13 protein-coding genes are annotated in these 12,632 nt (G+C 44.8%); 7 read left to right on the forward strand and 6 right to left on the reverse strand.

What is annotated here, in order from left to right; genetic code table 11:
• The first annotated feature begins 72 nt into the window (after nt 1-72).
• On the forward strand, nt 73-780 hold the full coding sequence (locus B4Q04_RS17595; RefSeq protein ID WP_088697597.1) for a class I SAM-dependent methyltransferase: 708 nt from the start codon (nt 73-75) through the stop codon (nt 778-780).
• Nucleotides 781-828: 48 nt separating this feature from the next.
• Nucleotides 829-1,758 carry a hypothetical protein gene (locus tag B4Q04_RS17600; RefSeq protein ID WP_013993929.1) on the forward strand — a complete coding sequence of 310 codons (930 nt, stop codon included), beginning with the start codon at nt 829-831 and terminating at the stop codon, nt 1,756-1,758.
• A 4-nt stretch (nt 1,759-1,762) separates the two neighbouring features.
• Here B4Q04_RS17600 and B4Q04_RS17605 read toward each other — a convergent pair whose 3' ends face one another.
• Nucleotides 1,763-2,395, reverse strand: a complete 633-nt coding sequence (locus B4Q04_RS17605) for a 7-carboxy-7-deazaguanine synthase QueE (RefSeq protein WP_013993928.1) — start codon at nt 2,393-2,395, stop codon at nt 1,763-1,765.
• A gap of 192 nt (nt 2,396-2,587) precedes the next feature.
• Between B4Q04_RS17605 and B4Q04_RS17610 the strand changes: the two genes are divergently transcribed.
• Genes B4Q04_RS17610 through B4Q04_RS17630 form a run of 5 tightly spaced genes read left to right on the forward strand, consistent with a single transcriptional unit; the run spans nt 2,588 to nt 6,980 of the window.
• A complete protein-coding gene (locus B4Q04_RS17610) occupies nt 2,588-4,090 on the forward strand; it encodes a helicase HerA-like domain-containing protein (RefSeq protein ID WP_088697598.1) in 1,503 nt (500 codons plus the stop codon).
• Between the two features lie 48 nt (nt 4,091-4,138).
• Complete coding sequence (locus B4Q04_RS17615; RefSeq protein ID WP_013993926.1) at nt 4,139-4,687, forward strand: hypothetical protein; 549 nt, start codon at nt 4,139-4,141, stop codon at nt 4,685-4,687.
• A 38-nt stretch (nt 4,688-4,725) separates the two neighbouring features.
• On the forward strand, nt 4,726-5,691 hold the full coding sequence (locus tag B4Q04_RS17620) for a YitT family protein (RefSeq protein WP_088697599.1): 966 nt from the start codon (nt 4,726-4,728) through the stop codon (nt 5,689-5,691).
• Between the two features lie 12 nt (nt 5,692-5,703).
• Nucleotides 5,704-6,543 carry an alpha/beta fold hydrolase gene (locus B4Q04_RS17625; protein ID WP_088697600.1) on the forward strand — a complete coding sequence of 280 codons (840 nt, stop codon included), beginning with the start codon at nt 5,704-5,706 and terminating at the stop codon, nt 6,541-6,543.
• A gap of 11 nt (nt 6,544-6,554) precedes the next feature.
• Nucleotides 6,555-6,980: a VOC family protein gene (locus B4Q04_RS17630; RefSeq protein WP_088697601.1), complete on the forward strand. Its 426-nt coding sequence runs from the start codon at nt 6,555-6,557 to the stop codon at nt 6,978-6,980.
• A gap of 53 nt (nt 6,981-7,033) precedes the next feature.
• Here the strand turns inward: B4Q04_RS17630 and B4Q04_RS17635 are convergent, their stop codons facing one another.
• The 5 genes from B4Q04_RS17635 to B4Q04_RS17655 form a co-directional block, all read right to left on the reverse strand.
• Entirely contained in the window at nt 7,034-8,005 is a 972-nt protein-coding gene (locus B4Q04_RS17635; protein WP_088697602.1) for an aldo/keto reductase, read from the reverse strand.
• Between the two features lie 49 nt (nt 8,006-8,054).
• Complete coding sequence (locus B4Q04_RS17640) at nt 8,055-8,918, reverse strand: alpha/beta hydrolase (RefSeq protein WP_236631043.1); 864 nt, start codon at nt 8,916-8,918, stop codon at nt 8,055-8,057.
• Between the two features lie 9 nt (nt 8,919-8,927).
• A complete protein-coding gene (locus B4Q04_RS17645; RefSeq protein ID WP_013993920.1) occupies nt 8,928-10,259 on the reverse strand; it encodes a Gfo/Idh/MocA family protein in 1,332 nt (443 codons plus the stop codon).
• 42 nt (nt 10,260-10,301) lie between these two features.
• A complete protein-coding gene (locus B4Q04_RS17650; protein ID WP_088697603.1) occupies nt 10,302-11,060 on the reverse strand; it encodes a DUF1080 domain-containing protein in 759 nt (252 codons plus the stop codon).
• Nucleotides 11,061-11,295: 235 nt separating this feature from the next.
• Nucleotides 11,296-12,618 (reverse strand): MFS transporter, encoded by a 1,323-nt coding sequence (locus tag B4Q04_RS17655; protein ID WP_231854759.1) that lies wholly within the window; start codon nt 12,616-12,618, stop codon nt 11,296-11,298.
• Nucleotides 12,619-12,632 lie beyond the last annotated feature (14 nt).

Consider the following 12,632-nt stretch of genomic DNA (forward strand, 5'->3'; position numbering starts at 1 on the left):
CTTAAAAATCTGCCCAAAACTAAGCAAGAAATACTTAAAAAGTCCATTTTTGCCATACAAAGCTATTGTGATATGATCGACATTTTCGGAAATGCAGTATTAGACTATCAAAAAGGAAATTATACCGAAGACATAATCACCTTCTCTTCTTTGGACGAAGAGGATAAAATACCCCTGCCCTATCTCTTTAGGGATTACAAGGAGATGCCAGAGCTGGAACAAAAAGCCCTTGACCTTTGCAAGGGCAGCGTACTCGACATAGGATGCGGGGCCGGAAGCCACAGTCTCTACCTTCAGAAAAAAAACCTCGACGTAACCGCGCTCGACCACTCCAAAGGCGCCATAGAAACCTGTACCCTAAGGGGCATCAACAAGGTGGCACATAGCGACATATACGACTTTAAAGGTCCTAGATTTGACACCTTGCTCCTATTGATGAACGGTATTGGCATTGTTGGAAGGCTGAACAATATGTCCCGCTTTTTAGACCATTTAAAAACCTTGTTGAATCCGGGCGGGCAAATTTTACTTGACTCCAGCGATATCATATACATGTTCGACGAAGACGAAGATGGGGGCCGCTGGGTACCCGATACCGGTTCGTACTATGGCGAAGTCGAGTTCAGTATGAAATACAAGAATCAGGAAAGCGAACCATTTTTCTGGCTCTATCTCGATTACAAAACCTTGGAAACGGCCTCGGAAGCCAATGGATTCAATTGCCAATTCGTAAGAAAGGGCGATCATTACGACTATTTGGCCAAGTTATGGTTGAAATAAGATCATTTTTTGCCATTTTTGTTCTTGTACGACTGTCCCTAAAATTCAATGATGAAAAAATCGCACTTATTTTTATTGGTCTTGTTCACCGGCCTTTTCCTAAGCTGTACCAAAGACGACGACACCAATAGCGCTGAAAAGGAAAAAATTCAGGCAAAAGAGGCCAGTCTAAAAAGTGCTGGCGACTCGGCCAAAGACATTCTATCGAACGAAAGGTTTACAAAGCTGCTTATCGAAATTGCCTACGTAAAAGATTTCAAACCTACGGACGAAGCCATGTTGGGTTTTGTCTCCTACCTAAAAAAAAGAACGTTCAAGGAAGATATTGAACTCAAGTACACCCAACTGGAATCGCCCGATGAAGAAAATTTGACCTTGGAAGAAATAGCCAAACTCGAATCGGAAAACAGAACCGTTTTTAACGAGGGCTCTACTTTAGGTCTCTATATCTATTTTGCCGATGCACCGGCAGAAGGCGATGATGAGGAAGTGGGACTTGTTACCTTAGGTGCGGTATATCGCAATACTTCTATGATCATTCATGAAGTAACGGTACGAAAACTGGCCAATCAAAGCTTTTTTATTACCGCTGCCGACGTAGAAAGCTCAACCCTCAACCATGAATTCGGCCATCTTTTCGGCCTTGTAAATTTAGGAACGGCGCCGATAAACGACCATGAGGACATAGAACGTGACGAAGACGGCAAACCGGTTTTAGATGAAGATGGCAATACAAAAGGAAACAGCCATTGCTCGGTAGAGGGCTGTCTTATGCAGGCCGAACTACAGTTTGCCGGATTCGCCAATAAATCGGCCAAGACGGAATCGTATGAAAACGGATTAAAAGCCGCCTGTCGCCTAAGCGGCAAAGACGTACTTCGAATGTTGGAATCAAAAACCTCAAAAGGTCTTTTTCCCGACCCACCAAGCCTTGACCCCGAATGCCTATTGGATCTAAAATCCGCAGGCGGTCGTTAAGATATTAAGGGATATTCAAATATTTGTGGGTCTGTAGACTTACCTTCCACTTAGGGTTTTGCATCACATAATCGACGATCATAGGCGTAACCTTATCACGTACGCTCCATTCGGGCTGTAAGTAGAGAATACATTTTCCGTTCACCTTTGCCGCTTCCTGTTCGGCAAAGATCAAATCGTGTTTATTGTAAACAATGACCTTAAGTTCGTGGGCCACCTCATAAATTTCATCTACCGGAAGCTTGTTCTTTTTGGGCGAAAGGCAAATCCAATCCCACGTACCGGTCAAGGGATATGCACCCGAAGTCTCTATGTGGATCTTAAGGTTCTTCGCCTTTAGGGCATCGGTCAAGGGCTGCATATTCCAAGTAAGGGGTTCGCCACCCGTAATGACAATGGTATCAGAATATTTTGAAGCATTTTCGGTAATTTGCCGAATATCGGTGGGCGGATGGGTTTCCGCATTCCAGCTCTCTTTCACATCGCACCAATGACATCCGACATCGCATCCTCCGACACGAATAAAATATGCCGCCGTACCTTTATGGAAACCTTCGCCCTGTATGGTGTAGAATTCTTCCATTAGGGGCAACATCATCCCTTTCTCCACTTCCTGTAAAACTTCATCTTTGACCATCGTGCAAAGATAGGCCTTGCAAATTCCAAAACCCAAATTCTGATTCTTAAATTCACCATTTGCCCCATAAGCAAGATTTCAACGGTAGAATACCACCAGAGGGCCAAGGTTCAGCCTTGACCAATCCCAAACTTCTCTAAAAGTAACGGCCAAACAGTAAAATTCTCTTATTTTTACTCCAAAATAGACCGAATGGCAACTAGAGACGAATTCTTTCAACACATTGAAGCAGGGTATACTACCAAAGGTGACTCCATAATATTGGGCGCTGCCATGCTCGATGGGGAGGCTATTACCGATGCCCATGTAAAAATACCTTTAAAAACGTTGAACCGTCACGGACTTATCGCAGGGGCTACGGGAACTGGAAAGACAAAAACTTTACAGGTACTGGCCGAAAACCTTTCTGAAAAAGGAATCCCGGTCTTATTGATGGACCTTAAAGGGGATTTGAGCGGCTTGGCCCAACCGAGTCCCGGTCACCCGAAAATAGATGAGCGCCATGCCAAAATAGGCCTGCCCTTTGAACCCAAGGCGTTTCCGGTCGAGATCCTCTCGCTTTCCAAACAAGACGGCGTAAAACTTCGGGCCACGGTATCGGAATTCGGACCAGTGCTCCTATCCCGTATACTTGACCTATCGGATACCCAAGAAGGTATCGTATCGGTAGTGTTCAAATATTGCGACGACAATAAACTTCCGCTTTTAGACCTAAAGGATTTCAAAAAGGTACTGCAATATGCCACAGGCGCAGGCAAAGCCGAATTCACCAAAGATTACGGAAGAATTTCTTCCAGTTCCACGGGAGCCATCCTTAGAAAGATCATAGAACTCGAACAGCAGGGAGCCGATCTCTTTTTTGGTGAAAAATCATTTGATGTCGAAGACCTTACCCGTGTAGACGAAAACGGAAGAGGCTATATAAACATTCTACGTCTGACCGATATACAAGACCGGCCCAAACTTTTCTCGACCTTTATGTTAAGCCTACTGGCCGAGATATACAGTACTTTTCCAGAACAGGGCGACAGTGATAGGCCTGAACTGATCTTGTTCATCGATGAGGCCCACCTTATCTTTAACGAAGCCTCAAAGGCCCTACTCGACCAAATAGAAAGTATCGTTAAATTGATACGTTCAAAAGGTATCGGTCTTTACTTTGTTACACAAAACCCGACCGACGTACCCAATGAAGTACTCTCGCAACTCGGACTAAAGGTTCAACACGCCCTGCGTGCCTTTACTGCCAGAGACCGAAAGGCCATAAAACTAACGGCCGAAAACTACCCGATTTCCGATTATTACGACACCAAAGAGGTTTTAACGGCCTTGGGTATAGGTGAAGCACTGGTATCGGCCTTAGATGAAAAGGGACGACCGACCCCCTTGGCCGCAACCCTGTTGCGCGCCCCTATGAGCCGTATGGACGTTCTTACCGAAACCGAACTCAATACTGTAATCGGCACCTCTAAACTGGTAAAGAAATACGGCGAGACCATTGATCGGGAAAGCGCGTATGAAATTCTGAACGAAAAAATAGAACGGGCCGAAGCCGAGGCCGAAAAAGAAAAAAAGGCACCCAGAAAGACCAGCCGAAGTAGGGCCAGTACCCGACAGAACCCGATCATTAAGGTTTTGACCAGTGCCACCTTCATTCGTGGAGTTTTGGGAGTTCTGAAGAAAGTAATGCGTTAATGTACCGACCTAATTTCAGAATCAAATTTTAACTTTGCACAAAAATTCATGAAAACAATAGTAACCTTAAGTTGTCTGATCATTTGCCTTACCAGCTGTAAAGATGAAAAAGACACCTCATTTTCAATCATTACCGACCGAGTAGGCAAACTGGATCGCATCAGCTTGGTACGCGACCTTGACATCATTTACGAGAACGATTCCATCGTAAAAGACAGTACGATAGCCAATAGGGCGAACAACAGTAAAAAAATAAAGATTTTCGAAAAGGGAGGAAAACCGCTCTTGACGCTTACACCAAACTCCGATAGTATTCCGACAATCGAGAACATTCGTATTGAAGACCCCCGTTTCACTACCGAAAAAGGGGTTGGCCTAAACAGTACCTTTAAAGACATAAAGGACAACTACACCATCAGAAAGGTAATTACCTCTATGAACAATGTGGTCATCCTTCTAAAGGATAGCGATGTCTATTTTACGATCAGTAAAGAAGAGCTCCCTTCAAGCTTGCGTTATGCTTCCAGTGTCAATATCGAAGCCGTTCAAATTCCCGATGATGCAAAAATCAAATATATGATGGTAGCTTGGGACTGATCCTTTTGCTACTGCCTTTAGTTTAAACATTCCGTACCATGAACACTATCTTACAATACATACTGGTACAACGCGCCAAAAATAAACTAAATAGCGAAAAAAACGTGGCCAAGCGCCAATTGGTCAAAGAAATACGCGTGGGCCATGTGGAGTTAATGCACGCCCTAAAGGAAATCTTGTTCATCGCCATTGGCGTTGGCGCGGCAGGGTTTGGCCTAAAAGGCTTCTTATTGCCCAATAATTTTATCGATGGCGGGGCTACGGGCGTATCTTTATTGATTCAGGTAAAATCGAACATATCACTGGGAATTTTGCTCTTATTGGTGAACATCCCCTTTATACTGCTCGGGGCCAAGACCATAAGCGGAAAGTTCGCGATCAGAAGTATTTTTGCCATATTGGCCTTGGCCATTGTCGTTCATTTTGTTCCCTACCCAATAATAACAAGCGACAAGCTTCTTATAGCCGTTTTCGGTGGTTTTTTCTTGGGCCTAGGTATAGGAATGGCCATGCGTGGCGGAAGCGTCATCGATGGCACCGAGGTATTGGCTATCTACCTGAGCCGAAAATGGCATATGACCATAGGCGATATACTTCTGCTTATAAACATTCTGATTTTTTCGGCTGGGGCCTACCTATTGAGTATAGAAACGGCACTTTACGCCATTCTTACCTATTTGGCGGCGGCCAAGACCGTGAACTACGTGGTAGATGGTGTGGAAGAATACATTGGCGTAACCATTATTTCCCCGAAAAATGAAGAAATACGGGTGATGCTCACCGAAAAAATGGGGCGGGCCTGTACCGTTTATAGCGGAAAGGGCGGGTACGCCGAAGATGGTACGGCACGTATTTCTACCGAAATCATCTATACCGTAATGACCCGCCTAGAACTGGCCCGGTTAAGCACCGAAATAGACAAAATAGACAAAAACGCCTTTATCGTTATGGGCGTTATAAAAGATATAAGAGGCGGAATGATCAAAAAGAAGCCCTTAAAATAGACCGAAAAATCTATGCGTAAAAACCTGAACAAAATGCTCCCCAAGGTCTACGGGCGCTATTTTAACTTGCTTGCCAGAGTATCCCCCAAAAAGGCTGCGGAGAAAGCGTTTTATGTTTTCTGTACGGTTCGAAAAGGAAGGGTTCTCCCCAATCAAAAAGAATATCTAGACCAAGCGAAAAACGGAACCATAAACGTTCAAGGCTACACCTTGCAGACCTATGCTTGGCCCGGCAACAAAGAGACCGTACTCTTGGTCCACGGTTGGGAAAGCAATACCTTTCGCTGGCGCAACCTCATCGCCAAACTCCGTGAAGCCGACTATAATATCGTAGCTTTTGATGCGCCCGCACATGGATATTCCTCAGGGCAGCACTTAAACCTCCCCCTGTATTCCGACGGTGTTCAAGCCATGATAGAAAAGTATGGCCCAAAGTATCTTATTGGCCATTCTATGGGAGGAATGACCCTCATGTACAACGAGTTTTGCCATCAAAATGCATCTGTCGAAAAAATGGTAACCATTGGCTCGCCTTCGGAGTTCTATGAAATAATGGACCACTATCAAAAGCTGCTCAATTTCAACGACAAAGTCAGAAAGGAGCTCGAAGCTTTTGTCCTTGATCGCTTTGGCTTTACCGTAAACGAATTTTCTTCTTCCCGCTTTGCGAAAAAAAATACCAAAAAAGGACTCCTACTACACGATGAACTTGATAAACTGGCCCCTTTTCATGCCTCGGAGGCGGTACACGCCCAATGGAAAGGCAGTACCTTTATCCGGACCAAGGGCCTCGGCCATTCTATGCACCAAGAACATGTGAACGATCAGATTGTAGATTTTTTAAAAAACTAAAACAGACATCGATGCAAGCCGTAACCCCTTTTCATATTGCCATACCGGTCCATAATCTAGATGAATGCCGAAGCTTTTACAGGGAAGTACTCAACTGTGAGGAAGGGCGAAGCAGCGACCATTGGGTCGACTTCAACCTGTTCGGGCACCAATTGGTCATTCACTATAAGCCCAAAACCGAAACTGAAGCCCTACACAGCAATCCGGTAGATGGCAAAAATGTTCCAGTACCGCATTATGGTGTGGTTTTACCGTGGGAAGTATTTGAATCTTTTGCCGAGGAACTTACCGCGAAAGGCGTAGAATTTGTAATAGAACCTTATGTACGGTTCAAAGGCCAGACCGGGGAACAGGCTACCATGTTCTTTTTAGACCCTGCAGGAAATGCCTTGGAGTTTAAGGCTTTTAAAGATATAGGGCAGTTGTTTGCCAAATAACCCCCTAAAAAAACAAGTCGCCCTGGGCTCAGGACGACTTGGGTTACTATTTCTTATTGCGACCATTCGGTGGGCTTTCGTACCCAACGGTGCTTTCGCAATTCGTCCATCAATTCTTTTGGGAGTCTTTTACCATCGCTCGTGGCGGTATTGGCCAAAACATTACGTTCTTTTCGCATACCCGGTATGGTCGTACCTATGGTCTTGTTCTCCAAAATAAACCGAAGGGCCATCTCAGCCATATTCATACCTTCAGGAATCAAGGGTCGCAGGGCATCGGCATGCTCTACACTTGAGTTTAGGTTTTCAGGCACAAAATAGGTTCCGCGCCAATCCCCTTCGGGAAAAGTAGTTTCCTTGGTAAGATTACCGGTCAAGGTACCTTCGTCAAAAGGCACCCTTGCAATTACGGCTACATCCATCTTTTCACATAAAGGAAAAAGCACATCTTCCGGGTTTTGGTCAAAAATATTGTAGATGACCTGTACGGCATCTATTAGGCCGGTCTTAATGGCCTCGATACCGTTTTCGGGTTCCCAGCGGTTTACACTGATACCCATAGCCGCAATTTTTCCGGCTTTTTTCAAATCCTCTATAGCACGTTGCCATTCTTCACGGTGCGACCAAGAGTCGTCCCAGGTATGAAACTGCATCAAGTCAATGCGTTCCATGCCCAAATTGGTCAGGGTTTTCTCGGTATATTCTATAATATGGTTCTTAGGATACGAATCCTCAAACCTATACTCGGGCTTTGCTGGCCAATTAAAGTTCTTGGGAGGTATCTTACTTGCGGCATATAGTTTAGTCCCAGGATGCCTTCTAATGAGCCCTCCCAGCAATTCCTCACTATGTCCTTCACCGTAGCCCCAGGCCGTATCAAAAAAGTTCACTCCGTTTTCCACGGCCAAATCCAAGGACTTTGCCGATTGCACATCGTCGGACTCCGTCCATCCGGCCATACCCCACATACCATATCCCACTTCGCTTACTTGCCAGTCGGTTCTTCCAAATCTTCTATATTTCATATTGCTCTATAATAGATTACTGCCCTTCAAAAAAACGTACTATTGGTCGTTAATATTGATGAAAAGCATCGGATACAAACTCCAAGACCTTGGGTAGGGATGCCCTCCAATACGTCCAACTATGTCTACCGTCACGCACCCTGTACTCATGCGGAATCTTTTTCTTGGTCATGGCAATATGCATCAGACTGTTTCCTTCAAAGAGAAAATCATCGTCACCACAATCGATATACCAACGTACGGACTTCACATCTTCAACGGGAACGGTCTCTAGCAATTCCAAAGCATTGTGTCTTTTGAAATAGGCCTTGATTTCCGATTCGCTAAATTTGACATCACTTTTCTCTAGGCGTTCCTTAAGGTCGGCAATGGTCAATGGCCCTACATAAGCACTCAAGGGACAGGCCGATGAAAATAGTTCAGGGTGATGTAGCGCATACATAAAAGAACCGCCACCCCCCATGGAGAGTCCGGCTATGGCCCGATATCTCTTAGTGGATTTAATACGGTATTGTTTCTCTACATAGGGCATAAATTCCTCAAAGAAGAAATCTTCATACCGCCAATCGTCGCCTTGGTTAAAATAGCCCCTTTTGCCTTGTTCGGCATCGGGCATAATAATGACCATGGGCGTTGCCGTACCGTTTTTGATAGCCTCATCGGTAATACGCAGTACTTCCCCGAACTGCACCCAACCGGTTTGATCATCACCGGCACCGTGCAATAAATAGAGTACGGGATACGACCGTTGCGAAGTGTCATAATCAGGGGGCAGATAAACCGCATACTTGTGTTCCCCCTTTAATATTTCACTTTTCATCGTCAGTGCATCAAAGACCTTTCCCGTCTGTGAAACGACGGAAAAAGACACAAAAAGACAGGTAAATACGGTACAAGCGAGTTTCTGTATCATCGGTATTTATTAAAATTCCCTATAAGGCGAATCTAAAAACTGATTGGCCTCATCTTCGGCGAATCTGGCCGATTTAGCGTCCCAATGAAGGGTCTTGTTCGGAAAACGGCCTGCGATAACGCCCAACAATATGGTTTCCGTTAAACGCGATGCATAAGAAAACGGGGCACTCGTTTCAGCAGTACCCAAACAGGCATCGACAAATTGATGGTAGTGTTTCTTCCCTTCACTTTCATAATCGCGAACCGGTTCCCCTAGATTGAATTTTTCAACATCTATCTCCTGGTACTCCCCATCTACGATGACCTTGGGAAGCATTTGAAAATGCGGCAAATACAACCTTCCTTTTTCCCCTATGAACATTGCTCCTTGATCATGGAGCTTCTCACCACCGGGAAGCATCAAATCTTCACGTTGTTTATCGGCTCCCTCGCCGTCATACCACACCCACTTTAGCGTGTCTGCCGTATATTTTGTACCGGGAAATTCATAAGTTACCATATTCTGCTCCGGATAGCCAAAACCATTGGGCTTTCTACAATTAGTGGTAATGGTCCTTGGCACATCCAGTTCCAAGGCATTATAAGGCGTATCAAAAATATGAACCCCCATATCACCTAGGGTACCACAACCGTAATCAACCAGTTTTCTCCAGTTTCCAGGATGGTATACCCCTTTTTTATAAGGTCTTTCGGACGAAGTACCCAACCAAAGGTTCCAATCTAAATTGGCCGGAACGGGATCTTGTCCTTCTGGCAACGGTCCGTCATAACCCCAGTTTTTCGGTGACCAGGCCCTTACGGTGTGTACTTTCCCGATGATACCGGACTGAATCATCAAGGTCGCCAGTTTATAGTCGTAAAAAGAGTGCACCTGAATCCCCATTTGGGTAACCAAATTTTTCTCTTTGGCCAATTTTTTCATGGCCCTTGCTTCGGTCACGTGATGCGTCAAAGGCTTTTGGCAATATACAGGCTTGTCCATTTCCATGGCCATCATAGAAGCTGGGGCATGGGTATGGTCTGGTGTAGAGACTACCACGGCATCGATTTTTTTCTTCATTTCCTTTAACATCACCCTATAATCGGTATAGGTTTTAGCGTCCGGATGCAAGGCCTTGGCCTTGGCCAAAAGCTCGGAATCAACATCACATAAGGCCACCACATCTACTGCAGCATGTGACGAAATCGCCTTTAAATCTTCACCGCCCATATTACCGACACCGATGTGTGCCGTACGCAAGCGTTTCTTTTTTGACTTGGAAAAAGCCATGGCCCCTGAAGGCAACAGGGTAATCGTTGACAAGGTAGCAGCATTCTTTAAAAATTCCCTTTTATTCATTTCTAGTAGTTTGGATTATTGGAGGTTGTTCTAAGTTCTTAATTATAATGGCCTAATCTTAACGTTCTTAAGCCAAAGTGGACTGTCGTGATCTTGGAAACCGATATAGCCCTTTTTAAAAGAACCGTATTTTGGGGAGTTTTTCCATTTCCCTTTGCTTTTTCGCTCTTCCCAGTCTTTCGACCAAGGCACGAAGGACAGTAATTTTTTACCGTTGAGCCAGTGCTCCACATTTTCTGGGGTAAAGATGATGCGGGAGGTATTCCATTCCCCTGCAGGCTTCACTATCTTTTGGCTATTATCGGGCAAGTGCATGGCGTAATCCGCTCCTGTTTTTTGCCATTCTTCCAACTTGGCATTGTTGATTTCTTCCCACTTCAGGTCGTCCAACATCTGGTATTCGGGAGAAACCTCGGGAATGCTCCAATCGCCTTCTTGGATATGGTACAACAATCCGCTATTTCCTCCCTCGGGAATTTTCCATTCCCAACTCAGTTCAAAATTGTCGAACTCTTGGGCGGCATAAATAATATCCTTCCCTCCTTTACGGTTGGCTTCGGTTCTTTTCTCCGTATCAAAAGTCAAAGCCCCGTCTTTAATAACCCATTGTGGAGGTAGGTCATCCCCATTGTACGCCCGCCATCCTTCGGTAGTTGTCCCGTCAAAAAGATAAATCCATTCATCAATTTCAGGTTTAGTTTCGGTGCTAGCCGTCTCAACGGTCGCTTCTTCTTTTTTGGTTTCACCTTTACATGAAACAACGGCTACCGCTAGAGATAGCACCAAGGCAATTTTCTTCATTAAACAAGTTGTTTTGTATCTGGTTTAGCACGCCGGCATTACCACAAGCACGGCAAGCCCTGTACAATTTCTAAATCTAGCAACATTACCCCAAGAATCAAAATATATGTCCCGATAACGGCAAGTCAATACATAAATATGCTAACTTTTAAGTATTGCGTATTCTTTTTCTTAACCTTTTACACGAAAAACAAAGAAAAATGTAAGTAAAAGAACCCTAGTGAAAACAGATTCTTTATTGCGGGTTATTGGCCTTTACCGACGCCAAGGCCAGAAAAAGCAAAAAGCCCAGACCTAGATAACCTAAGGGCCTATAAGTATCAAAAGTCGAGAAACACAAACTAAAAATGGACGGTGCCAATGCACTGGCCAAAATCAAGAACGACATGACCTTACCCGTTATGGCCCCTAAATGGGTCCGCCCGTAAAACCTCGGCCAAACGATGGCATTCAAGACGGCAAAGAAGCCTCCTAAAATACCAAACCCACCTATCAATAGAGGAATACCTACAACAGAGGATAGAAACAAAAATCCGACCGAAGCCATAATTCCGCCCAAGATCATCAAATACAAATACAATTTGAGATGAAGGTAATCACTCAAGAAATTAAAAATCAACGATACCGTTACGGCCACTACCGAGGCGGGAAGAAAAATGGAAATCGCATCCTCTTTAGGAAAGCCTTCACTGGCAAATACCGATACTACGTGAAAGGTGAGTCCCGTTATAAAAAAACTATTAAAGGCCAATATCAAGGCATACATCCAAAATGCCCTTGTACGCTGGGCCTCTTTGGCGGTGTACTGTTTCGCCAGGGGTAGGTGTTCGGGGTCGCTTTCCGTTTTCTTAGGTTCCCCATCGGGCAACAGACCGTGCTCTTCGGGCCGGTTCTTATAGAATATTAAAATCAAAATAGCGAAAAACAATAAGGCTACCGCCAATATCTGCCATGTAATTTGCCAGCTATAACCCTCTATCAAAGCATTTACCCAAAGCGGGGAAGAAGAAAAACCAAAGGAAATAGCCACACTACTAATGGCATTGACCTTTCCACGGTTTTTATCGAACCATATCATAATCAGGTTTCTTGATGCCATGGTGAGTACACCTTGACCCGAAAACCTCAGCACAAAAAACAGCAAGGCCATCAATACAAAGGGCACAAGCCAGGTATCGAGCTTCAAAAGGTGCTTCATAAATTCGCTCATCCGCACCGACCACGAGCACAACATAAGCGCCCCGGAAAGTGTCAGGGCGGCAAAGAAAGCCACATAACGTGCCCCGTAGCGATCGAACCAAACACCGGCCCGGCCAATGACCAACGAACTACAAATGGTTCCGATCATATAGGCATTGCTAAATTGATTTCTGCTCAACCCGAGTGCGTCTTTTACTGGATCGGTAAACACCGACACCCCTATGGTCTGCCCCGGTATACTAAAATAAATACCGATCGTACCGATAACCAAAATGACATAGCCATAGAAAATAGGACTTTTAGCGGGGTCGATAAAGGAAAAATAGTTTTTGGACATCGGCGAAACGAAAAAGCGCAAAAGTAACGGTTTTG

This window comes from Zobellia sp. OII3, assembly GCF_002211465.1.
GTDB lineage: Bacteria > Bacteroidota > Bacteroidia > Flavobacteriales > Flavobacteriaceae > Zobellia > Zobellia galactanivorans.